Here is a 21469-nt window from a genome sequence, read left to right on the forward strand (position 1 = left end):
CGCCCACCCCTCCGTGCCCGCTGCCGCGAACTCCGCGAACACGCGCGCCCGTTCGGCTCGGAGGGGGCCAATGGGGAGGCGTATCGACCGGTGCGTGCGTAGTGCACCCCGCGGTGGGTGGCCCGCTGCCGGGCGAACAGCACCGGGACCGCGTCCTGGAGCAGCACCAGCCGGCCTCCGTCGGCGCACTCCATCCGCAGACCGGACTTCACCGGCCCCTCGACAAGCAAGCAGCCACCCTGCGCAGCGCGCGGCTACGGCACCCGGGCCGTCCACTCCACCGTGCCGAACTTGGACTCCGCGAGCTCCTTCGCGCGGGTCAGTTCGTCCTCCGTGACGTGGCTCTCGGTGAGGCCGTAGCGGTTGCGGAAGGAGGTGATCAGGCGCTCGATCACGGTTTCGCGGGGGAGGCCGGTCTGGCGGCGGAGGGGGTCGACGCGCTTCTTGGCGCTCTTGGTGCCCTTGTCGGAGAGCTTCTCCCGGCCGATGCGCAGGACTTCGGTCATCTTGTCGGCGTCGATGTCGTACGCCATCGTCACGTGGTGCAGGACCGCGCCCTCGCCGCCCACGAGCCGCTTCTGGGCCGCGCCCGCGATCTTGCCCGCCTCGGTGGCGATGTCGTTGAGGGGCTGGTACCAGGCGCGGACGCCCATGTCGCCGAGGGCGCCGAGGACCCAGTCGTCGAGGTAGGCGTAGCTGTCGGTGAAGGAGAGGCCCTGGACGAGGGCGTCGGGGACGGAGAGCGAGTACGTGATCGTGTTGCCCGGCTCGATGAACATCGCCCCGCCGCCGCTGATCCGGCGCACCACCTGGATGCCGTGCCGCTCCGCCGCCTCCGGGTCGACCTCGTTGCGCAGGGACTGGAAGCTGCCGATCACCACGGCCGGGGCGCCCCACTCCCAGATCCGCAGGGTGGGCGGGCGGCGGCCGGCCGCGACCTCGGCGGTGAGGACCTCGTCGAGGGCCATGTGCAGCGCGGGGGACTGCGCCGGCTCGTGGATCAGCTGCCAGTCGTAGTCGGTCCAGTCCGTGGCGTGGGCGAGGGCCCGCCGGACCGCGACGCCGACGCCCTCCGTGGTCAGCCCGAACATCTGCGTGCCCGGCGGCAGCGCCGCGTCGATCCGGGCCGCGAGCCCGGAGGCGTCCGTGTCGACGGGCGCGCCTTCGAGGGCTCCGTCGATCGCGAGGATCGCCTCGTCCGGTTCCAGGAAGAAGTCGCCCGCGACCCGGACGTTCCGCAGGACGCCCTCCTCGGTGTCGAGGTCGACGACCACCAGTTTTCCGCCGGGGACCTTGTACTCGCCGTGCACGGAAGCCTCCCTGTGCCTCAGGTCCGTAAGGGGTGAACTCGGCCGAAGGGTACTCCTCGGGGAAACATCGGGTGACAAGTGCGGCATTCCGGTTGTCAGCCCCCCGTGCTTAGCTGGGGACATGATCGAAGACTTCCTTGAGCACGTCCTCGGCGGTCGTACGACCGAGGTCGAGGAGGCCGTCCGCAAGGCGGCCGCCGCCGAGATCATGCCGCGTTTCCGGCAGCTCGCGGCCGACGACATCGTCGAGAAGAACGGGCCGCACGACCTGGTCACGGTCGCGGACCGGGCGGCCGAGGTCCATCTCAGCGCCTCCCTCACCGCGCTGCTGCCGGGCTCCGTGGTCGTGGGAGAGGAGGCCGTGCACGCGGACCCCGGCGTGTACGAGGAGCTGCGGGGCGACGCGCCGGTCTGGATCGTCGACCCGGTGGACGGCACCCGCCAGTTCGTCCACGGCGACCCCGCCTTCTGCACCCTCGTCGCCCTCGCCCGGCACGGCGAGGTCCTCGCCTCCTGGACGTACGCGCCCGCCCTGGAGCAGTTCGCCGTGGCCGTGCGCGGGCGCGGTGCCACGCTCAACGGGGAGGCGATACGGTCCGGTTCACCGGCCCCCGGCGAGGTCCTGGAGGTCGCCACCTCGCACCCCGACTACACCACCCCGGACCAGAAGCGGGCCCTGCTCGGGCTGCGGACCGAGGGCGTCCGGCCGCGCCCCTGCGGCTCCGCCGGTCTCGAGTACCTCGCCGTGGCGCGCGGGGAGCTCGCCGGCACCGCCTTCAGCTGGGAGTACGCCTGGGACCACGCCGCCGGACTCCTCCTGGTCGCCGAGGCGGGCGGCGCGACCACGACGATCGCGGGGGAGCCGTTCCGGCTCGCCGGGGGCAACGCGCTGCCGTTCACGACCGCCCGGGACGCGGCCACCGCCGAGCGGATCCGGGCGCTCCTCGGGGGCGGGTGAGGCGCGGTCCGCCACCCGCCTATCCTGGGGTTCCTGGCCATCGGCTGACGAAGGAGTCCGAAGGTGACGAACGAGACGCCGATGCTCGATGTTGTCGTCGTGGGGGCGGGACCCAACGGACTGACGGCCGCCGTCGAACTGGCCCGGCGCGGCCTCTCCGTGGCCGTCTTCGAGGCCAAGTCCACCGTCGGCGGCGGAGCCAGGACCGAGGAGCTCACCCTCCCCGGATTCCGCCACGACCCCTGCTCCGCCGTGCACCCGCTCGGCGCCGGCTCGCCCGTCTTCAAGACGATGCCGCTCGACCGGTACGGCCTGGAGTGGCTCCACCCCGAACTGCCCATGGCCCACCCCTGGGACGACGGCACCGCCGCCGTCCTGGCCCGCTCCGTCGCCGAGACCGCCGCCTCCTTCGGGCCGCGCGACGCCGGCACGTACCGCAGGCTCGTCGCCCCCTTCCTCGGCAAGTGGGACACCCTCGCGAGCGACTTCATGCAGCTGCCGCTCACCGCGCTGCCCCGCGACCCGGTCACCCTCGCCCGCTTCGGCCTCACCGGGCTCCCGCCGTCCACCTGGCTGATGCGGAGGTTCAAGGACGAGAAGGCCCCCGCGCTCCTCGCCGGGCTCGTCGGCCACGTCATCGCCCCCCTCGGCGGCTTCGCCACCGGCGCCGTGGGCCTGGTCTTCGCGCTCGCCGCGCACGCCGGCGGCTGGCCGATGCCCCGGGGCGGCTCGCAGTCCATCTCCGACGCCCTCGCCGCGTACCTCAAGGACCTCGGCGGCGCCGTCCACACCGACTTCGAGGTCAAGCGGCTCGACGACCTGCCGCCGGCCCGCGCCTACGTCTTCGACACCTCGCCCACCGCCCTCGCCCGGATCGCCGGCCTCGGCGGGCACTACGACCGCTACAAGTACGGCGCCAGCGCCTTCAAGATCGACTACGCGCTCGACGGGCCCGTGCCCTGGACCGCCGAGGAGGCCCGCCGCGCCGGCACCGTCCAGGTCGGCCCCACCGCCGGGGAGATCGGCACCGCCCTGCGCGAGGCCTCCTCCGGCACCGCCCCCGACGCGCCCTTCCTCATCACCGCCCAGCCCAGCCTCGTCGACCCCTCCCGCGCCCCCGAGGGCAAGCACGTCTTCTGGGCGTACGGCCACGTGCCGAACGGCTGGCGCGGCGACCTCACCGAGGCGATCGAGCGTCAGATCGAGCGCTTCGCCCCCGGCTTCCGCGACCGCGTCCTGGCCCGCGCCACCGCGGGACCGCCCGAACTCGCCGAGCGCAACGCCAACTACATCGGCGGCGACATCGCCTGCGGCGCCGCCCGCGGCCTCCAGCTCCTCCTGCGCCCCACCCTCTCCCTGCGCCCCTACGCCACCCCGCACCCCGCGGTCTTCCTCTGCTCCTCCGCGACCCCGCCCGGACCCGGCGTCCACGGCATGTCCGGGCACAACGCGGCGAAGGCCGTCTGGCGGAGCCTGCGAAAATAGACTGCCCCCATGGCCAAGTACTTCGACGTGCACCCCGACAACCCCCAGCACCGCACCATCGGCACGGTGGCGGACTCCATCCGGAACGGGGCGCTCGTCGCGTACCCGACCGACTCCTGCTACGCGCTGGGCACCCGGCTCGGCAGCCGCGACGGCATCAGCCGCATCCGCTCCATCCGCGACCTCGACGACAAGCACCACTTCACGCTGATGTGCGCGAACTTCGCCCAGCTGGGCCAGCTCGTGCACATCGACAACGACGTCTTCCGCGCGGTCAAGGCGTCCACGCCCGGCGCGTACACCTTCATCCTCCCGGCGACGAAGGAGGTGCCCCGCCAGCTGCTCCACCCCAAGAAGAAGACGGTCGGCGTCCGCATCCCCGACCACGTCGTCACCCAGGCGCTCCTCGCCGAACTCGGCGAGCCGCTGCTTTCCAGCACCCTGCTCCTGCCCGACGAGCCCGAACCGCTGACCCAGGGCTGGGAGATCAAGGAGCGGCTCGACCACCAGGTCGACGCGGTGCTCGACTCCGGGGACTGCGGCACCGAACCCACCACCGTCGTCGACTTCTCCAGCGGCGAGCCCGAGATCGTCCGCCGGGGCGCCGGGGACACCACCCGCTTCGAGTAGCCGGACCGGGCGGGCCACCGCTCCCGGATCGGCCCTTCCGGGCCCGACCGCGCCCGCCGTACGGTCGGGTGAACGCCACGCGCACCCACGGAGGCCCGGCCCATGATCGTCATCGCCCACGTCAGCGACGTCCACATCGACGGCGAGCAGCGCAGCCAGGACCGCACCCGCGCCGTCCTGCGGTACCTGGAGGAGCTGCCGTACGACCTGGCGGCCGTCCTCGTCACCGGTGACGTCGCCGACCACGGGACCCCGGACGAGTACGCGGTGGCGCGGGAGCTGCTGACCTCCCGCCACCCGCTGCTCGTCTGCCCCGGCAACCACGACGACCGCGCCGCCTTCCGCAAGGGCCTCCTCCCGGAGGAGACGGCGGTACGCCCCTCCGCCCCCGTCAACCAGGTGCTCCGCGGCGAGGGTTTCGTCATCGCCCTCTGCGACTCCTCGGTGCCCGGCGAGCACCGGGGCCTCCTGGAGGACGAGACGGTCGAGTGGCTCGACGGCGTCCTCGCCGACACCCCGCACGAGGTGCCCGTCCTGGTCGGCTTCCACCACCCGCCGGTCCCGCTGCACACCCCGTACGTGGACGGGATCCGGCAGTTCGGCGAGGAGCGGCTCGCCGCGCTCGCCGACCGCCACCCCCACCTCACGGCCTTCCTCGCGGGCCACGCCCACACCGCCGCCGCCACCACCTTCGCCGGGCGTCCGCTGCTCGTCGCGCCGGGGGTCGTCTCCGCCCTCCGCCTCCCCTGGGAGAACCCGATCGACCACCCGTACGTCCACCTCGGCCTGCCGCCCGCCCTCGCCTTCCACGTCCTCGGCGAGGACGGCCGGCTGACCACCCACTACCGGACCGTCGCCGTCTGAGGGCACGACCGGGGCCGGACGTCCATGTCGTTTTCTCGCCAGCCCGCGAGCCGTCCGTCCCCGATCCTGGACCCATGCACACCGACACCGAGCGCTGCGTACGGGCCGTCCAGTCGAAGGAGGCCCGGTTCGACGGCGTGTTCTTCACCGCCGTCCGCACCACCCGGATCTACTGCCGCCCCAGCTGCCCGGCCGTCCCGCCCAAGCCCGAGAACATGGAGTTCCACCCGAGCGCCGCGTCCTGCCAGCGCGCCGGCTACCGGGCCTGCAAGCGGTGCCGACCCGACACCAGCCCCGGCTCGCCCGAGTGGAACGTCCGGGCCGACGCCGTCGCCCGCGCCGTACGGCTCATCCAGGACGGCGTCGTCGACCGCGAGGGCGTCCCGGGCCTGGCCCGCCGGCTCGGCTGGTCCACCCGCCAGATCGAACGCCAGCTCCTCGCCGAGCTCGGCGCAGGACCCCTCGCCCTGGCCCGCGCCCAGCGCGCCCAGACCGCCCGGGTGCTCATCGAGACCACCCCGATGCCCTTCGGCGAGATCGCCTTCGCGGCCGGCTTCTCCTCCATCCGCACCTTCAACGACACCGTCCGCGAGGTCTTCGCCCTCACCCCCGGCGAACTCCGCGCCCGCGCCGCCCGCCGGCCACCGGCCGGGACGACGACCGGCCCCGGCGCCGCCCGCAGCGGGTCGCCCGCACCGGTCACCGCGACCCCCGGCGCCATCAGCCTCCGGCTGCCGTTCCGCACCCCGCTCGAACCCTCCAACCTCTTCGGGCACCTCGCCGCCACCGCCGTCCCCGGCGTGGAGGAGTGGCGCGACGGCGCCTACCGGCGGACGCTGAGCCTCCCGTACGGGCACGGCATCGTCGCCCTCGCCCCGCGCCCCGACCACATCGCCTGCCGCCTCTTCCTCACCGACCCGCGCGACCTCACCCACGCGATCAGCCGCTGCCGCCGGCTCCTCGACCTCGACGCCGACCCCGTCGCCGTCGACGAGCGGCTCCGCGCCGACCCGCTGCTCGCCCCGATCGTCGACAAGGCGCCCGGCCGCCGGGTGCCGGGGACCGTCGACGCCGCCGAGTTCGCCGTACGGGCCGTCCTCGGCCAGCAGGTCTCCACCGCCGCCGCCCGCACCCACGCCGCCCGCCTGGTCACCGCGCACGGCGTCCCGGTCGAGGACCCCGAGGGCGGACTCACCCACCTCTTCCCGGGCCCCGAGGCGCTCGCCGCCCTCGACCCCGAGACCCTCGCCCTGCCGCGCAGCCGCCGCACCACCCTCCTCACCCTCGTCCGGGCCCTCGCCGACGGCTCGCTCCCGCTCGGCCCCGCCGACGACCGCGAGGAGGCCCGCGCCCGGCTGCTCGCCCTGCCCGGCTTCGGCCCCTGGACCACCGAGATCATCGCCATGCGGGCCCTCGGCGACCCCGACGCCTTCCTCCCCGGCGACCTCGGCGTCCGCCGCGCCGCCGAGGGACTCGGACTGCCCGGCACCCCGGCCGCGCTCACCGCCCGCGCCGCGCACTGGCGCCCCTGGCGCGCCTACGCCGTCCAGTACCTCTGGGCGACCGACGACCACCCGATCAACTTCCTGCCCGCCGAGGAGACCGCACCATGACCACCGTCCGGCACACCGTCGTGGACAGCCCCTACGAGCCGCTGACCCTCGTCGCCGTCGACGGCGTCCTCAGCCGCCTCCACATGACAGGACAGCGCCACCGCCCGCCCGAGGAGACCTTCGGAGAGCCCGACCCGCGCCCCTTCGGCGAGGCGATCCGCCAGCTCGACGCCTACTTCGCGGGCGAACTCACCGATTTCGACCTGCCGTTGCACCTGATCGGCACCCCCTTCCAACTGCGGGTCTGGGAGCAGCTCGTCCGCATCCCGTACGGGGAGACCCGGACGTACGGCGAACTCGCCGAGGAACTCGGCAGCCCCGGCGCCTCCCGGGCCGTGGGCCTCGCCAACGGCAAGAACCCGGTCGGCATCATCGTCCCCTGCCACCGGGTGGTCGGGGCCGGCGGCGGCCTCACCGGCTACGGCGGCGGCCTGGACCGCAAGCAGCGGCTGCTCGCCTTCGAATCGGGCACGGCGGAACCGGACGCCCTTTTCTGAGGAGCTAGCGGAGCCGGTCGAGGAGCGCGGGCAGCGCCGTGCCGATCGGCTCGCGCACGACCTCGTCGGCGACGGGGTCGTACGGGGTGGGCTCGGCGTTCACGATGATCAGCCGGGCGCCGTGCTCGGCCGCGATCCCCGCGAGGGAGGCCGCCGGCTGGACCTGGAGGCTGCTGCCGACCGCGACGAACACCTCGGTGGCCTTGGCGATCGACATGGCCTGGCCGAGCACCACCGGATCGAGCCGCTGCCCGAACATCACCGTCGCCGACTTCAGGATCCCGCCGCACCCCCGGCACGCCGGGTCGTCCTCGCCCGCCCGCACCCGGTCGAGCGCCTCCGCCATCGACGAGCGGGCGTGGCAGGCCGTGCACACCACCGACCGCGCCGAGCCGTGGAGTTCGAGCACCTTCCGCGCGGGCAACCCGGCGGCCTGGTGCAGCCCGTCCACGTTCTGCGTGATCACCCGCAGCGCGTTGCCGCTTGTCCGCTCGTACGCGGCGATCGCGCGGTGTGCCGCGTTCGGCCCGGCGCTCAGGGCCGGACCGTCGAGCCGCATCCGCCACGAGCGGCGGCGGACCTCCGGATCGGCCATGTACGGCCCGTAGGTGACGAGCCGTTCGGCCTCGGGGTCCTGCCGCCACATGCCGTTCGGCCCCCGGTAGTCGGGGATGCCCGAGTCCGTGGAGATGCCGGCACCACTGAAGATCGCGACCATCGTCATGTGCCGACCCTAGGCATCGCCGAACCGCTCCCGCGAGCGGGTTTCCCGGTGCTAGGTTCCCGCCATGGCCAAGGTGAACATCGCGCTCGACGCCGAACTCGTCGTGGAAGTCATGGTCCTCGCCGGAATCGGCAACCCCCAGGACGCCGTCGAGGCCGTCGTCCGCGACTACATCGCCCGCGGCCACCGCACCGAGGCGCGGGCCGTCAGCCGGGACGAGTCCCGGCGCGCCGGCGAGATCGTCCCGCCGGAACCCCCGCAGGGCTAGGTCCCAGGGGGTTGTTCGGCCAACCGCAGTGTCCGCTCGGCCAGTTCGCTGATGCGGACGCCGTCGAAGCCGAAGACGGCACTGCGCACCCGGTCCCGCAGGGGCTCCGACCACTGCGGCGGGATCGCGGACGCGCCGCACAGGACACCGGCCACCGAGCCCGCCGTCGCCCCGTTGGAGTCGGTGTCCAGGCCGCCGCGGACGGTCAGCGTGATCGTGCGGGTGAAGTCCCCTTCCCCGTAAAGGAGTCCGGCCGTCAGCACGGCCGCGTTCGGGACGGTGTGGATCCAGCCGAGGCCCGCCGTCCGCTCCGCGAGCTCGGCGAGGGCGTCCGGCCAGCCGAGCCCCGACTCGTACAGCGCGATCGCGCCCCGTACGGTCCGGGCGAGCCGGCTGCTCGCCGGGATCCGCTCCAGGCTCGCCTCCAGGGCCGCGCGCACGTCCGGCGCGGTGAAGGCCGCCGCGATCAGCGCGGCCGCCCACATCGCGCCGTACACGCCGTTCCCGGTGTGCGAGAGGACCGCGTCCCGGCGGGCGAGCGAGGCCGCCCGGCGCGGATCGCCCGGACAGGTCCAGCCGTACACGTCGGCCCGGATCAGCGCCCCGATCCACTCCTGGTACGGATTGTCGTACGTGGCCGTCAGCGGCGGCCGCAGCCCGTTCGCGAGGTTCCGGTAGGCGACCCGCTCCGCCGTGAACGTCTGGAGGTACGGCAGCCGCAGCAGCCACTCCCCGCCGACCTGCTCGGTGGTGAACGCGAAGCCGTGCGTCTCCAGGAGGTGCAGCCCCAGGACCGACCAGTCGACGTCGTCGTCCCGGCAGCTCCCGTCGATCCCGCCCCGCACGCACCGCTCCCACTCGGGCCGCAGCTCGAAGCCCTCCGCCCCGGGCGGCGGGGGCGGGAGGTAGTCCGTCAGCGGGAGCGCCCCCGCCAGCCGCAGATAGGCGTCGATGCGATCCCGGGTCCAGTGGTCACCGCGCTCCACGGGCTTGCCGAGCATGTTCCCGGCGATCCGGCCCGTCCAGCCGCCCAGAATCCGGTCCCCGAGCTCCCCGTCCGCGCCACCCATACCTCCGGTGTACCGAATCCGGCGGCCGGGCGCGCGTCGACCCTCACTCCCCGGGCGGCTCCGCGCCGGCCCGGGCCTTCGCCGCCCGCCGCAGCCGCGGGTGGCGTTCGCCGCCCTGCTCGCTCATCGCCTCCCCGACCAGGTTCCGCACCGCGTCCCGCAGCCCGTGCAGGGCGGGGTGCCGGGCCGGGCCCGCCCCCGGGTCCTCCCGCAGCTCCCGCAGGAGCGCGAAGCACAGCACCAGCATCACGACCACGAACGGCAGCGCCACCAGGATCGTCGCCGTCTGCAGCGACTTCAGGCCGCCCGCCACGAGCAGCACCGCCGCCACGGCGGCCATCAGGACGCCCCAGGTCACCACCAGCCAGGTCGGCGGGTGGAGCGCGCCGCGGCTCGTCAGCGACCCCATCACCAGCGAGGCCGAGTCCGCGCTCGTGATGAAGTACGTCATCACCAGGAGCATCGCCAGGACCGAGGTCACCGTCCCGATCGGCAGCGCCTCCAGCATCGCGAAGAGCGAGGCCTCGGCGCCGTCCTTCATCGCCGTCGCCAGGTCCGCCGCCCCCGTCGACTCCAGCCGGATCGCGGTCCCGCCCATCACGCAGAACCACACCACCGTCGCCCCCGAGGGCACGAGCAGCACCCCCACCAGGAACCCCCGGATCGTCCGGCCGCGCGAGATCCGGGCGATGAAGGTGCCGACGAACGGCGCCCAGGACAGCCACCACGCCCAGTAGAAGATCGTCCACGCGCCCAGCCACTCGCGGTCGGTGAACGCGCCCGTGCGGCTGGCCATCGGCAGCAGCTGGTCCAGATAGCCGCCGACGGAGGCCGGGATGGTGTCCAGGATGTAGACGGTCGGGCCGAGCAGGAACACGAAGAGCATCAGACAGGCCGCGAGGACGATGTTGATCGTGGACAGCCACTTCACGCCCTTGTGCAGCCCGGAGAACGCCGACAGGACGAAGGCCGCCGACAGCGCCACGATGATGATCAGCTGCGTGGCCGTCGAGTTCTCCACGTCCATCGTCAGGTTCAGCCCCTCGGCGACCTGGAGGGCGCCGAGCCCCAGACTCGTCGCCGTGCCGAACACCGTCGCGAACACCGCGAGCAGGTCGATCGCCTTGCCCGGCCAGGAATCCGCCCGGCGCGCCCCCATCAGCGGCACGAACGCCGAGCTCAGCCGGTTCCCCCGGCCCTTGCGGAAGCCCGCGTACGCCAGCGCGAGGCCCGCGATGCCGTAGATCGCCCACGGCGTCAGCGTCCAGTGGAAGAACGAGTACTCCAGGGCCGTGCGGGCCGCCGCACCCGTCCCCGCCGGGACCCCGCTCGCCGGCGGAGGGCTCAGGAAGTGCGTCAGCGGCTCCCCGACCCCGTAGAACATCAGGCCGATGCCCATGCCGGCGCTGAACATCATCGCGATCCACGCCAGGTTCGTGAACTCCGGCTCCGAGTCGTCCGCGCCCAGCCTGATCCGGCCGAATCGGCTCAGCGCGATCACCACGCACAGCACCAGGAAGGCGTCCGCGGCGACCACGAACAGCCAGGCGAAGTTCGCCAGCACCCACTGCAGGGCGGAGGAGGACGCGCTGTCGAAGGAGTCCTCGCCGAGTGCCGCCCAGCCGACGACCGCGACGACGGCGGCGATCCCGATCCCGATGACCCTGCCGTCGGGCGTGCCGTCCGGAATGATCTTTTCCGTGCTCATGCGACCCCACTATGGTGCGGAATATCGCCTTATCAGGGGGTGGCACGCCGTCCGGACGTACGGATAGGGTCAGCCTCGGCGCGACTGCACGTTCGAAAGCAAGGGATGCAAGGTGACGGACGGAGCAGCAACTCAGGTCGCTCACGTGCTCGTGGCGGCCGACAAGTTCAAGGGCTCGCTCACGGCCGTACAGGTCGCGGAGCGGGTCACAGCAGGACTGCGACGGGTCGTCCCGGAGCTCACGGTGGAGACCCTGCCCGTCGCGGACGGCGGTGACGGCACCGTCGCGGCGGCCGTCGCGGCCGGCTTCGAGCGGCGCGAGGTCCGCGTGACGGGCCCGCTCGGCGAGCCGGTCACCGCGGCGTACGCGCTGCGCGGCACCACCGCGGTCGTCGAGATGGCGGAGGCCTCGGGCCTCCAGCTCCTCCCGCCCGGCGTGTTCGCCCCACTGACGGCGACCACGTACGGCTCCGGAGAGCTGCTCCGCGCCGCCCTCGACGCCGGTGCGACCACTCTCGTCTTCGGCGTCGGCGGCAGCGCCACCACCGACGGCGGCGCCGGAATGCTCGCCGCGCTCGGCGCCCGCTTCCTCGACGCGGCCGGCGAGCCCGTCGGTCCCGGCGGCGCGGCCCTGGCCGACCTCGCCACGGCCGACCTCAGCGGCCTCGACCCCCGCTTCGCCGCGGTCGACCTCATCCTCGCGAGCGACGTCGACAACCCGCTCACCGGCCCCAAGGGCGCGCCCGCCGTCTACGGCCCGCAGAAGGGCGCGACCCCGGACGACGTCCGGGTCCTCGACGCGGCCCTCGCGCACTTCGCCACCGTCCTGGAGAAGGCCGTCGGGCCGCGCGCCGCCGAGGCGGCCGTCGCGCCCGGCGCGGGCGGTGCGGGCGGCATCGGGTACGGCGCGCTCATCCTCGGCGCGAGCTTCCGGCCCGGCATCGAGCTGATGCTGGAGGTCCTCGGCTTCGCCCCCGCCCTGGAGCGCGCCACCCTCGTCGTCACCGGCGAGGGCTCCCTCGACGAGCAGACCCTCCACGGCAAGGCCCCGGCCGGCGTCGCCGCCGCCGCCCGCGCCGCCGGCAAGGAGGTCGTCGCGGTCTGCGGCCGCCTCGCCCTCCCCCCGGAGGCCCTCGGCACCGCCGGCATCCGCCGCGCCTACGCCCTGGCGGACCTGGAGCCCGACCCGTCGAAGTCCATGGCGAACGCGGGCCCGCTCCTGGAGGACGTGGCGGCGAACATCGCACGGGACTTCCTCTCCTAGGACCCCGCTGCGGGCGCCGGCTCGGGAGAGCGTCACCTCCCCGAAACACGGCGGTGTGAAGCTCGGTCCATGACTGCTGCGCGTATCGAGGAGAACCGCTCCCACCCCCGCCTCCCTGACCTGCTCGGCGCCTATCACCTGGCCAACCAGGCCGAGCGGGGAAGGGCCGTCGCGGGGGTCGCCGGGCTTGCGGGCGCATACCGGGTGGAGGCAGAGGACCCGGTCGGGGCGTTCGCCGGGGACACGGTGCTGCTCGCCACTCCGGTGGGGGCGGAGGAACCGGTCGGCTGTGTGGTGCTGAAGGCCTCGGGGGAGGGGCGCGGGCCCGAGATCAAGCGGCTCTGGGTGGCGCCGGGGGCGCGGCGGAGGGGGATCGCGAGGGCGCTCATGGGCGAGGCCCTGCGCCGGGCCGAGGCCGCCGGGGAGCCCGTGGTGCGCCTGACGGTCTGGAAGGGGCGGGAGGAGCCGCTCGCGCTCTACCGGAGCCTGGGGTTCGAGACCGTGGAGTCCTGGGACGAGCGCCCGGACCTCCTGTGCCTGGAGCGGCGGCTCGACGTCGTCGAGCGGCTCACCCCCGAGGCCGTACGGGCCCACGCCGCCGCCGGACTCGCCGCGCTCCTCGTGGACGCCGTGGACGGCGGGGCCTCCGTGGGCTTCCTGGCGCCCCTGGAGACCGCCGAGGCGGCCGCCTGGTGGTCCCGCGTCGCCGAGGAGGCCGCACAGGGCATCCGGGACGTCTGGGCCGCCCACGGCCCCGACGGGCGGCTCAGCGGCGTCGTCACCCTCGTCCGTACCGGCGCGGCCAACGGCCGGCACCGCGGCGAGATCGCCCGGCTCCTCGTCCACCGCTCCGCCCGCGGCCGGGGCCTCGGGCGGCGGCTGCTCGCCGCGGTCGAGGCCCACGCCGCCGCCACAGGCCTGCGCCTGCTCGTCCTGGACACCCAGACCGGCAGCCCGGCCGAGCGCCTCTACCGGGGCGCGGGCTGGACCGCCGCCGGGACGATCCCGGACTACGCCGCCGACCCGGCCGGCACCCTCCGCGCCACCACGCTCTACTACAAGCGCCTCGGCTAGGACACGGGCAGGACATCGGTCAGGACACGCGGAAGGGCCCGGGAGGCGATTCGCCTCCCGGGCCCTTCCGTACGTCGTCCGTCCGTTACGGCAGCTGCGCCGCCCGCGCCTCCCGGCTCTCACGCCGGTTGTCGCGGAAGGTGTTCACCCGCCGGGCCGTCGCGAAGAGGGGGATCACGGCGCCCAGCACGACCTGCAGCGCGCAGCCGGTCTGGAGCAGGAACGCCCCGCCCGGCGCGTCGAACGCCCAGGCCGCCAGCATGGCCATCGCGCCGACGATCCAGCTGAGCATCGCCACCGCGAGGACACCCCGCGGCTTCGGGTACTCGACCCGGCTGACCATCAGCCACGCCACTCCGATGATCGCGAGCAGCGTCGGGATGAAGGGCAGCTCCAGGAGCACGATCGAGACGACCGTCAGCGCGCCGAAGGGGCTCGGCATGCCCTGGAACATGCCGTCCTTCATCGTCACGCAGGAGAACCGGGCCAGCCGCAGGACCACCGCGAGCAGCACCACGATCGCGGCGACCGCCGAGACCTTCTGCTGCGCGTCGTCCGCGACCATGCCGTACACGAGCACGAAGTAGGCCGGGGCCAGACCGAAGCTGATCAGGTCCGACAGGTTGTCGAGCTCGGCGCCCATCGGCGAGCTGCGGAGCTTGCGCGCCACGATGCCGTCGAAGAGGTCGAAGATCGCCGCGGCCAGCATCAGGATCACGGCGGTGGCGGCGCTGTTGCGCGCCATGCCGGTCTCGCTGCTGCCGGTGAGGTGCGGGATGAGGATGCCGGTGGTGGTGAAGTACACCGCCATGAAGCCGCACGTGGCGTTACCGAGCGTGAGGGCGTCCGCTATGGACAGCCTCAGCGACAGCGGCATCTCCTCGGCTTCTTCGGCCGCCTCCGCCTCGGCGTCGGCGGCCCAGTCGGCAGCTCGTGTGTCGGGATCAATCACGGTCAATGCGAGTCACCCCCGCTGTGGTGGTCTGGCCGACCTCGACCGCGACCTCGACGCCCTCGGGGAGGTAGATGTCGACGCGCGAGCCGAAGCGGATCAGACCGATACGGTCACCCTGCTCGACCTTCGTCCCCTGCGGGATGTACGGCACGATCCGCCGGGCGACGGCGCCCGCGATCTGGATCATCTCGATGTCGCCGAGCTCGGTGTCGAAGTGCCAGACAACGCGCTCGTTGTTCTCGCTCTCCTTGTTGAACGCCGGGACGAACCCGCCGGGGACGTGCTCCACGGACGTCACCGTGCCGGCCAGCGGCGCGCGGTTGACGTGGACGTTCAGCGGGCTCATGAAGATGGCGACCCGGGTCCGTCCGTCCTTCCACGGCATGATGCTCTGCACCACACCGTCGGCGGGGGAGATGACCCGGCCCTGAGCGATCTCACGCTCGGGGTCGCGGAAGAACCACAGCATGCCGGCCGCGAGCGCGGTGGTCGGCACGGCGATGGCCGCGGCACGCCTCGACTTGCGGGAGCGCGCGAGGCTGAGCGCCGCGGTGGCGACGGTCGGCAGAAGCCACGGCGATGCTCCGCGAGCGATGCGCGCACCCTTGAGGCTGTCGCGATGTGCAGAGGTTTGGCTGTGGGGCATGGATGACCTTCGTAGCGGATGATGCCGCACTGGCAACGGGGGACGGCGGCTTTCCGGCGATGCTATCGGTTGCGGGGCGCAACTGGGCAAGCCAGGAACCGAGTCGACGGCCGGAAGACGAACACGGGGTGTGATCTTCTTCGCGGCCGAACCGACTCAAAAGCGACAATCAGCCCTGGAATCGGTACTCCTCCAGGAGCCGGCGACCAATGATCATTTTCTGGATCTCGGCGGTACCTTCACCGATGAGCAGCATCGGCGCCTCGCGGTAGAGCCGCTCGATCTCGTACTCCTTCGAGAAGCCGTATCCACCGTGGATGCGGAAGGCATCCTCCACGACCTCCTTGCAGTACTCGGAGGCGAGGTACTTCGCCATCCCTGCTTCGAGGTCGTTTCGTTCCCCGGAGTCCTTTTTGCGTGCTGCGTTCACCATCATGGCATGGGCGGCCTCGACCTTGGTAGCCATCTCGGCCAGCTTGAACTGAATCGCCTGGTGCTGGGCGATCGCCTTGCCGAAAGTGTGACGTTGCTGGGCATAAGAGACACCCAGTTCGAAAGCACGCTGCGCGACGCCGCAGCCACGGGCCGCCACGTTCACGCGGCCGACCTCGACGCCGTCCATCATTTGGTAAAACCCTCGGCCGGTGACCCCGCCGAGCACGCGATTGGCCGGAATGCGCAGTCCGTCCATGATGAGTTCGGTCGTGTCGACGCCCTTGTAACCCATCTTTTCGATCTTGCCGGGGATCGTGAGGCCGGGGCGGACCTCTCCGAAGCCGGGCTCCTTCTCGACGAGGAAGGTCGTCATCGACTTGTGGGGGGCCGTGCCCTCGGGGTGGCCTTCGTCACTTCGGACGAGAACGGCCACCAGCGTTGACGTGCCGCCGTTCGTCAGCCACATCTTCTGACCGTTGAGGACGTACTCGTCGCCGTCCTTGACCGCCTTCGACGTGATCGCCGACACGTCCGAGCCGAGGCCCGGCTCCGACATCGAGAAGGCGCCGCGCGTCTCGCCGGCCGCCATCCGCGGAAGGAAGTACTCCTTCTGCTCCTGGGTGCCGTGCTGCTTGAGCATGTACGCCACGATGAAGTGCGTGTTGATGATGCCGGAGACCGACATCCAGCCACGGGCGATCTCCTCCACGCAGAGCGCGTAGGTGAGCAGCGACTCGCCCAGGCCCCCGTACTCCTCGGGGATCATCAGGCCGAAGACGCCGAGCTCCTTGAGCCCGTCGACGATCTGCTGCGGGTACTCGTCGCGGTGCTCCAGCTCCGTCGCGACCGGGATGATCTCCTTGTCGACGAAGTCCCGGACGGTGGCGAGGATCTCCTGCTGGACGTCGGTCAGACCGTGGGTCTGGGCGAGTCGCGCCATGGCTTACTTCCCCTGTTCCTGGAGTTCCGGGCGGCCGGGCTGCTCGCCGCCGCGCGCGTCGATGTACTCGGCGGTCGGGACCATCACCTTGCGGCGGAAGACGCAGACGAGGGTGCCGTCCTGCTTGTAGCCCTTGGTCTCGACGTAGACGATGCCGCGGTCGCTCTTCGACTTCGACGGGGTCTTGTCGAGGACCGTCGTCTCGCCGTAGATCGTGTCGCCGTGGAAGGTCGGCGCCACGTGCCGCAGCGACTCGATCTCCAGGTTGGCGATGGCCTTTCCGGAGACGTCCGGAACGGACATGCCGAGCAGCAGCGAGTAGATGTAGTTGCCGACGACGACGTTCCGCTTGAAATCGGTCGTGTTCTCGGCGTAATTCACATCCATGTGCAGCGGATGGTGATTCATGGTGAGCAGACAGAAGAGGTGGTCGTCGTACTCGGTGACCGTCTTTCCGGGCCAGTGCTTGTAGACGGCACCGACTTCGAACTCTTCATAGGTACGGCCGAACTGCATCGCTCTCAGGCCTCCGGGATCTCGAACTTGCTGGTGCGCTGCATTTCGGCGGCGCGGCCCTTGCCGGAGATGACCAGGGCCATCTTGCGGGAGGCCTCGTCGATCATCTCGTCGCCGAGCATCGCGGAGCCCTTCTTCCCGCCGGCCTCGGACGTGTAGTAGTCGTACGCGTCGAGGATCAGCTCGGCGTGGTCGTAGTCCTCCTGCGAGGGCGAGAAGATCTCGTTCGCGGCGGCGACCTGGTCCGGGTGCAGCACCCACTTGCCGTCGAAGCCGAGGGCCGCGGCGCGCTGCGCGACCGCGCGGTAGCCCTCCTGGTTGCGGATCTGCAGGTAGGGGCCGTCGATCGCCTGGAGGTTGTTGGCGCGGGCCGCCATCAGGATGCTCATCAGGATGTGGTGGTAGGCGTCCGCCGGGTAGCCGGGCGGCTGCTCGCCCACGACGAGGGACTTCATGTTGATGGAGGCCATGAAGTCGGCCGGGCCGAAGATGATGGTCTCGACGCGCTGGGAGGCCTGCGCGATCGCGTTGACGTTGGTCAGGCCCTGGGCGTTCTCGATCTGCGCCTCGATGCCGATCTTGCCGACCTCGAAGCCCATGGTCTTCTCGATCTGCGTGAGCAGCAGGTCGAGCGCGACGATCTGCTGGGCGTCCTGGACCTTCGGCAGCATGATGCAGTCGAGGTTCTGGCCGGCGCCCTCGACGACCGTGACGACGTCGCGGTAGGTCCAGTGGGTCGTCCAGTCGTTGACGCGGACCACGCGGGTCTTGCCGGTCCAGTCGCCCTCGTTCAGGAACTTCACGATGGTGTGCCGGGCCTCGGGCTTGGCCAGCGGGGCGCACGCGTCCTCCAGGTCCAGGAAGACCTGGTCGGCCGCGAGGCCCTGGGCCTTCTCCAGGAAGCGCGGGTTGGAGCCGGGGACCGCCAGGCAGGAGCGGCGGGGGCGGAGCCGGTTCACAGGGCTGGTCATGCGAGGACCTCCGTACTTTCAAGGGGGCTGAGCTTGTTCGCTGTCCGGATCTCGTCGACGATACGGCCGATGATCTCCGTGATACCGAAGTCCTTCGGTGTGAAGACGGCGGCGACACCCGCGCGCTTCAGTTCTGCGGCGTCGGCGTTCGGGATGATTCCACCGACGATGACCGGAATGTCCGGGGCGCTCGCCTCACGGAGGCGGTCGAGCACGTCCGGGACCAGCGCGGAGTGCGAGCCGGAGAGGATCGACAGTCCCACGCAGTGCACGTCCTCCGCCAGGGCGGCGTCGACGATCTGCTCGGGGGTCAGCCGGATGCCCTGGTAGACCACCTCGAAACCGGCGTCGCGCGCGCGTACGGCGATCTGCTCGGCCCCGTTGGAGTGTCCGTCCAGACCCGGCTTGCCGACCAGGAGGCGCAGCCGGCCGACGTTCATCTCCTCGGCGGTCCGGGCCACCTTCTCGCGGACGAGCGCGAGCGGCGTGCCCGCCTCGGCCGTCACGGCGACCGGGGCGGAGGAGACGCCCGTCGGGGCGCGGAACTCGCCGAACACCTCGCGCAGGGCCCCGGCCCACTCGCCGGTGGTGACACCGGCGCGGGCGCACTCCAGGGTGGCCTCCATGAGGTTCTCCGTGCCCCGGGCGGCCTCCTTGAGGCGCTCCAGGGCCTGCTGGGTGGTGGGGAAGACGAACGGGTCGCCGTTGCCCTGCCGGTCGGTGGACTCCTGCCGCTCGGCGCGCCAGCGGCCGACGGCGTCGACCACCCTGGCCTCGACCGCCGGGTCCACCGTCATGATCGCGGTGTCCAGGTCGGCGGTGAGGGGGTTCTCCTCGGTCGACTGGAAGATGTTGACGCCGACGATCTTGTCCTCGCCGGCCTCGATCCGGGCGCGCCGCTCGGCGTGCGAGGAGACCAGCTGCGACTTGAGGTAGCCGGACTCGACGGCGGCCATCGCGCCGCCCATCTCCTGGATCCGGTCGATCTCGGCCAGGCACTCCCCGACGAGGGCGTCCACCTTGGCCTCGATGACGTGCGAGCCGGCGAAGATGTCCTCGTACTCCAGCAGGTCGGACTCGTGGGCGAGCACCTGCTGGATGCGGAGCGACCACTGCTGGTCCCAGGGCCGGGGGAGGCCGAGGGCCTCGTTCCAGGCGGGGAGCTGCACGGCGCGCGCGCGTGCGTCCTTGGAGAGGGTGACGGCCAGCATCTCCAGGACGATCCGCTGGACGTTGTTCTCCGGCTGCGCCTCGGTCAGGCCGAGCGAGTTGACCTGGACGCCGTAGCGGAAGCGCCGCTGCTTGGCGTTCTCGATGCCGTACCGCTCAAGGGTGATCTTGTCCCAGATGCGGCCGAAGGCGCGCATCTTGCACATCTCCTCGATGAAGCGGACGCCCGCGTTCACGAAGAAGGAGATGCGGGCGACGACCTCGCCGAACCGCTCCTCGGGGACCTGCCCCGAGTCGCGGACCGAGTCGAGGACGGCGATCGCGGTGGCCATCGCGTACGAGATCTCCTGGACCGGCGTGGCCCCGGCCTCCTGCAGGTGGTAGCTGCAGATGTTGATCGGGTTCCACTTGGGGATGTGGTTGACCGTGTACGCGATCATGTCGGTCGTGAGGCGGAGCGAGGGGCCGGGCGGGAAGACGTGCGTCCCGCGCGACAGGTACTCCTTCACGATGTCGTTCTGGGTGGTGCCCTGGAGCTGGGTGATGTCCGCACCCTGCTCCTCGGCGGCCACCTGGTAGAGCGCCAGCAGCCACATGGCGGTGGCGTTGATGGTCATCGAGGTGTTCATCTGCTCCAGGGGGATGTCCTGGAACAGCCGGCGCATGTCACCGAGGTGCGAGACGGGGACGCCGACCCGGCCGACCTCGCCGCGGGCGAGGACGTGGTCGGGGTCGTACCCGGTCTGCGTCGGCAGGTCGAACGCGACCGAGAGGCCGGTCTGACCCTTGGCGAGGTTGCGCCGGTACAGCTCGTTGGACGCCTCGGCGGTCGAGTGACCGGCGTACGTCCGCATGAGCCACGGCCGGTCCTTCTGGCGCTCAGTCATCTTCGGGACCTCAGACGTTCCGGAAGCGGTTGATGGCGTCGATGTGCTGGGCGCGGAGCTCCGGGTCGCTGACGCCCAGGCCCTCCTGCGGCGCGAGCGCGAGGACGCCGACCTTGCCCTGGTGGAGGTTGCGGTGGACGTCGTAGGCGGCCTGGCCGGTCTCCTCCAGGGAGTAGACCTTCGACAGGGTGGGGTGGATCTTGCCCTTGGCGATCAGGCGGTTGGCCTCCCACGCCTCGCGGTAGTTGGCGAAGTGCGAGCCGATGATCCGCTTCAGCGACATCCACAGGTAGCGGTTGTCGTACTGGTGCATGTAGCCGGAGGTCGAGGCGCAGGTGGTGATGGTGCCGCCCTTGCGGGTGACGTACACGGAGGCGCCGAAGGTCTCGCGGCCCGGGTGCTCGAAGACGATGTCGATGTCCTCGCCGCCGGTCAGCTCGCGGATCTTGGAGCCGAAGCGCTTCCACTCGCGCGGGTCCTGGGTGTTCTCGTCCTTCCAGAACCTGTAGCCCTCGGCGTTGCGGTCGATGACCGCCTCGGCGCCCATGGACCGGCAGATGTCGGCCTTCTCGGGGGAGGAGACGACGCAGATCGGGTTGGCGCCGCCGGCCAGGGCGAACTGCGTGGCGTACGAGCCGAGTCCGCCGCTCGCGCCCCAGATGAGGACGTTGTCGCCCTGCTTCATGCCGGCGCCGTTGCGGGAGACCAGCTGGCGGTAGGCGGTGGAGTTGACGAGGCCGGGGGCCGCCGCCTCCTCCCAGCTGAGGTGCTTCGGCTTCGGCATCAGCTGGTTGGACTTGACGAGCGCGATCTCGGCGAGGCCGCCGAAGTTGGTCTCGAAGCCCCAGATCCGCTGCTCGGGGTCGAGCATGGTGTCGTTGTGGCCGTCCGAGGACTCCAGCTCGACCGACAGGCAGTGCGCGACGACCTCGTCGCCGGGGGTCCAGGCGTTGACGCCCGGGCCGGTGCGCAGCACGACGCCCGCGAGGTCGGAGCCGATGACGTGGTACGGCAGGTCGTGGCGCTTGGTGAGCTCGGACAGGCGTCCGTAGCGCTCCAGGAAGCCGAAGGTCGAGACGGGCTCGAAGATCGAGGTCCAGACCGAGTTGTAGTTCACGGAGCTCGCCATGACGGCCACGAGGGCCTCGCCCGGTCCGAGCTCGGGGAGCGCGACGTCGTCGAGGTGGAGCGACTTGCGCGGGTCCTTGTCGCGGCTGGCGAGCCCGGCGAACATCTCCTGCTCGTCCTTGTGGACGGTGACGGCGCGGTACGACTCGGGGAGCGGGATGTTCGCGAAGTCGGCGGACGTGGCGTCCTGCGACTGGATCGCGGCCAGGATTTCCTTCACGGTGTGCCTCCGGCGGTGGGCGTCCTGAGGGCGGGACGCCTGAGGGTTACGGCGGGGGGTGCTGCTGCTGTGGAGGTGTGCCGTCGGTTCGGCTGGTGGTGCGGTGGCGGCGCTGTGGTGGAGCGCGGGGTGCCTG

Annotated in this window: 20 protein-coding genes; 9 read left to right on the top strand and 11 right to left on the bottom strand. The window is 71.9% G+C overall.

What is annotated here, in order from left to right; genetic code table 11:
- Positions 1 to 254 precede the first annotated feature (254 nt).
- On the bottom strand, positions 255 to 1310 hold the full coding sequence (locus ACH4TP_RS11195; RefSeq protein ID WP_398437167.1) for a biotin/lipoate A/B protein ligase family protein: 1056 nt from the start codon (positions 1308 to 1310) through the stop codon (positions 255 to 257).
- 121 nt (positions 1311 to 1431) lie between these two features.
- On the opposite strand from ACH4TP_RS11195, the gene ACH4TP_RS11200 reads away from it, so the two are divergent.
- The 6 genes from ACH4TP_RS11200 to ACH4TP_RS11225 all read left to right on the top strand — a co-directional run bounded on the left by ACH4TP_RS11200 (position 1432) and on the right by ACH4TP_RS11225 (position 7357).
- Positions 1432 to 2268, top strand: coding sequence for an inositol monophosphatase family protein (locus tag ACH4TP_RS11200; RefSeq protein WP_398437169.1), 837 nt, complete (start codon positions 1432 to 1434; stop codon positions 2266 to 2268).
- A gap of 81 nt (positions 2269 to 2349) precedes the next feature.
- On the top strand, positions 2350 to 3753 hold the full coding sequence (locus ACH4TP_RS11205) for a phytoene desaturase family protein (RefSeq protein ID WP_398437835.1): 1404 nt from the start codon (positions 2350 to 2352) through the stop codon (positions 3751 to 3753).
- A 9-nt stretch (positions 3754 to 3762) separates the two neighbouring features.
- Positions 3763 to 4383 carry an L-threonylcarbamoyladenylate synthase gene (locus tag ACH4TP_RS11210; RefSeq protein WP_389233122.1) on the top strand — a complete coding sequence of 207 codons (621 nt, stop codon included), beginning with the start codon at positions 3763 to 3765 and terminating at the stop codon, positions 4381 to 4383.
- Between the two features lie 102 nt (positions 4384 to 4485).
- Positions 4486 to 5247 (top strand): metallophosphoesterase, encoded by a 762-nt coding sequence (locus tag ACH4TP_RS11215; protein WP_398191271.1) that lies wholly within the window; start codon positions 4486 to 4488, stop codon positions 5245 to 5247.
- A 74-nt stretch (positions 5248 to 5321) separates the two neighbouring features.
- Complete coding sequence (locus ACH4TP_RS11220; protein WP_398437172.1) at positions 5322 to 6860, top strand: AlkA N-terminal domain-containing protein; 1539 nt, start codon at positions 5322 to 5324, stop codon at positions 6858 to 6860.
- A complete protein-coding gene (locus tag ACH4TP_RS11225) occupies positions 6857 to 7357 on the top strand; it encodes a methylated-DNA--[protein]-cysteine S-methyltransferase (RefSeq protein ID WP_398437174.1) in 501 nt (166 codons plus the stop codon). Before ACH4TP_RS11220 ends, ACH4TP_RS11225 begins: the two co-directional genes overlap by 4 nt.
- A 4-nt stretch (positions 7358 to 7361) precedes the next feature.
- Here ACH4TP_RS11225 and ACH4TP_RS11230 read toward each other — a convergent pair whose 3' ends face one another.
- Positions 7362 to 8081, bottom strand: a complete 720-nt coding sequence (locus ACH4TP_RS11230) for an SIR2 family NAD-dependent protein deacylase (protein ID WP_398437176.1) — start codon at positions 8079 to 8081, stop codon at positions 7362 to 7364.
- Between the two features lie 64 nt (positions 8082 to 8145).
- On the opposite strand from ACH4TP_RS11230, the gene ACH4TP_RS11235 reads away from it, so the two are divergent.
- Positions 8146 to 8349: a type II toxin-antitoxin system VapB family antitoxin gene (locus ACH4TP_RS11235; protein ID WP_398191259.1), complete on the top strand. Its 204-nt coding sequence runs from the start codon at positions 8146 to 8148 to the stop codon at positions 8347 to 8349.
- Here ACH4TP_RS11235 and ACH4TP_RS11240 read toward each other — a convergent pair.
- Complete coding sequence (locus ACH4TP_RS11240) at positions 8346 to 9419, bottom strand: ADP-ribosylglycohydrolase family protein (RefSeq protein WP_398437178.1); 1074 nt, start codon at positions 9417 to 9419, stop codon at positions 8346 to 8348. The two genes, ACH4TP_RS11235 and ACH4TP_RS11240, sit on opposite strands and share 4 nt — an antisense overlap.
- Before the next feature lie 43 nt (positions 9420 to 9462).
- A complete protein-coding gene (locus ACH4TP_RS11245; protein ID WP_398437180.1) occupies positions 9463 to 11127 on the bottom strand; it encodes a BCCT family transporter in 1665 nt (554 codons plus the stop codon).
- A 112-nt stretch (positions 11128 to 11239) separates the two neighbouring features.
- On the opposite strand from ACH4TP_RS11245, the gene ACH4TP_RS11250 reads away from it, so the two are divergent.
- Positions 11240 to 12391, top strand: coding sequence for a glycerate kinase (locus ACH4TP_RS11250; protein WP_398191253.1), 1152 nt, complete (start codon positions 11240 to 11242; stop codon positions 12389 to 12391).
- Positions 12392 to 12460: 69 nt separating this feature from the next.
- Complete coding sequence (locus ACH4TP_RS11255; protein WP_398437181.1) at positions 12461 to 13465, top strand: GNAT family N-acetyltransferase; 1005 nt, start codon at positions 12461 to 12463, stop codon at positions 13463 to 13465.
- Between the two features lie 85 nt (positions 13466 to 13550).
- Here the strand turns inward: ACH4TP_RS11255 and pssA are convergent, their stop codons facing one another.
- From pssA to ccrA, 7 genes are all read right to left on the bottom strand, one after another.
- Positions 13551 to 14417, bottom strand: a complete 867-nt coding sequence (pssA, locus tag ACH4TP_RS11260) for a CDP-diacylglycerol--serine O-phosphatidyltransferase (RefSeq protein WP_389233277.1) — start codon at positions 14415 to 14417, stop codon at positions 13551 to 13553.
- The gene (locus tag ACH4TP_RS11265) at positions 14410 to 15066 is read right to left on the bottom strand and encodes a phosphatidylserine decarboxylase (RefSeq protein WP_398191247.1); all 657 of its coding nucleotides are present in this window, start codon (positions 15064 to 15066) and stop codon (positions 14410 to 14412) included. Before ACH4TP_RS11265 ends, pssA begins: the two co-directional genes overlap by 8 nt.
- A 169-nt stretch (positions 15067 to 15235) precedes the next feature.
- Entirely contained in the window at positions 15236 to 16441 is a 1206-nt protein-coding gene (locus ACH4TP_RS11270) for an acyl-CoA dehydrogenase family protein (RefSeq protein ID WP_389233155.1), read from the bottom strand.
- A gap of 3 nt (positions 16442 to 16444) precedes the next feature.
- The gene (locus tag ACH4TP_RS11275) at positions 16445 to 16957 is read right to left on the bottom strand and encodes a MaoC family dehydratase (protein ID WP_389233158.1); all 513 of its coding nucleotides are present in this window, start codon (positions 16955 to 16957) and stop codon (positions 16445 to 16447) included.
- A 5-nt stretch (positions 16958 to 16962) separates the two neighbouring features.
- Complete coding sequence (locus ACH4TP_RS11280) at positions 16963 to 17928, bottom strand: HpcH/HpaI aldolase/citrate lyase family protein (protein ID WP_398437184.1); 966 nt, start codon at positions 17926 to 17928, stop codon at positions 16963 to 16965.
- Positions 17925 to 19985, bottom strand: a complete 2061-nt coding sequence (locus tag ACH4TP_RS11285; protein WP_398191240.1) for a protein meaA — start codon at positions 19983 to 19985, stop codon at positions 17925 to 17927. The genes ACH4TP_RS11280 and ACH4TP_RS11285 overlap by 4 nt, the downstream gene beginning before the upstream one ends.
- A gap of 10 nt (positions 19986 to 19995) precedes the next feature.
- Positions 19996 to 21333, bottom strand: coding sequence for a crotonyl-CoA carboxylase/reductase (gene ccrA / locus ACH4TP_RS11290; RefSeq protein WP_389233164.1), 1338 nt, complete (start codon positions 21331 to 21333; stop codon positions 19996 to 19998).
- Positions 21334 to 21469 lie beyond the last annotated feature (136 nt).

Source organism: Streptomyces sp. NPDC021012 (genome assembly GCF_044333355.1).
Lineage (GTDB): Bacteria > Actinomycetota > Actinomycetes > Streptomycetales > Streptomycetaceae > Streptomyces.

What these genes read in the sequence shown, in the direction of transcription:
- ACH4TP_RS11215 (WP_398191271.1), top strand. Translation starts at nt 4,486, where the DNA reads ATGATCGTCATCGCCCACGTCAGCGACGTCCACATCGACGGCGAGCAG.
- ACH4TP_RS11210 (WP_389233122.1), top strand. Translation starts at nt 3,763, where the DNA reads ATGGCCAAGTACTTCGACGTGCACCCCGACAACCCCCAGCACCGCACC.
- ACH4TP_RS11225 (WP_398437174.1), top strand. Translation starts at nt 6,857, where the DNA reads ATGACCACCGTCCGGCACACCGTCGTGGACAGCCCCTACGAGCCGCTG.
- ACH4TP_RS11230 (WP_398437176.1), bottom strand. Translation starts at nt 8,081, where the DNA reads ATGACGATGGTCGCGATCTTCAGTGGTGCCGGCATCTCCACGGACTCG.
- ACH4TP_RS11265 (WP_398191247.1), bottom strand. Translation starts at nt 15,066, where the DNA reads ATGCCCCACAGCCAAACCTCTGCACATCGCGACAGCCTCAAGGGTGCG.
- ACH4TP_RS11280 (WP_398437184.1), bottom strand. Translation starts at nt 17,928, where the DNA reads ATGACCAGCCCTGTGAACCGGCTCCGCCCCCGCCGCTCCTGCCTGGCG.
- ACH4TP_RS11245 (WP_398437180.1), bottom strand. Translation starts at nt 11,127, where the DNA reads ATGAGCACGGAAAAGATCATTCCGGACGGCACGCCCGACGGCAGGGTC.
- ACH4TP_RS11240 (WP_398437178.1), bottom strand. Translation starts at nt 9,419, where the DNA reads ATGGGTGGCGCGGACGGGGAGCTCGGGGACCGGATTCTGGGCGGCTGG.
- ACH4TP_RS11205 (WP_398437835.1), top strand. Translation starts at nt 2,350, where the DNA reads ATGCTCGATGTTGTCGTCGTGGGGGCGGGACCCAACGGACTGACGGCC.
- ACH4TP_RS11220 (WP_398437172.1), top strand. Translation starts at nt 5,322, where the DNA reads ATGCACACCGACACCGAGCGCTGCGTACGGGCCGTCCAGTCGAAGGAG.
- ACH4TP_RS11235 (WP_398191259.1), top strand. Translation starts at nt 8,146, where the DNA reads ATGGCCAAGGTGAACATCGCGCTCGACGCCGAACTCGTCGTGGAAGTC.
- ACH4TP_RS11285 (WP_398191240.1), bottom strand. Translation starts at nt 19,985, where the DNA reads ATGACTGAGCGCCAGAAGGACCGGCCGTGGCTCATGCGGACGTACGCC.
- ACH4TP_RS11200 (WP_398437169.1), top strand. Translation starts at nt 1,432, where the DNA reads ATGATCGAAGACTTCCTTGAGCACGTCCTCGGCGGTCGTACGACCGAG.
- ACH4TP_RS11270 (WP_389233155.1), bottom strand. Translation starts at nt 16,441, where the DNA reads ATGGCGCGACTCGCCCAGACCCACGGTCTGACCGACGTCCAGCAGGAG.
- ACH4TP_RS11275 (WP_389233158.1), bottom strand. Translation starts at nt 16,957, where the DNA reads ATGCAGTTCGGCCGTACCTATGAAGAGTTCGAAGTCGGTGCCGTCTAC.
- ACH4TP_RS11255 (WP_398437181.1), top strand. Translation starts at nt 12,461, where the DNA reads ATGACTGCTGCGCGTATCGAGGAGAACCGCTCCCACCCCCGCCTCCCT.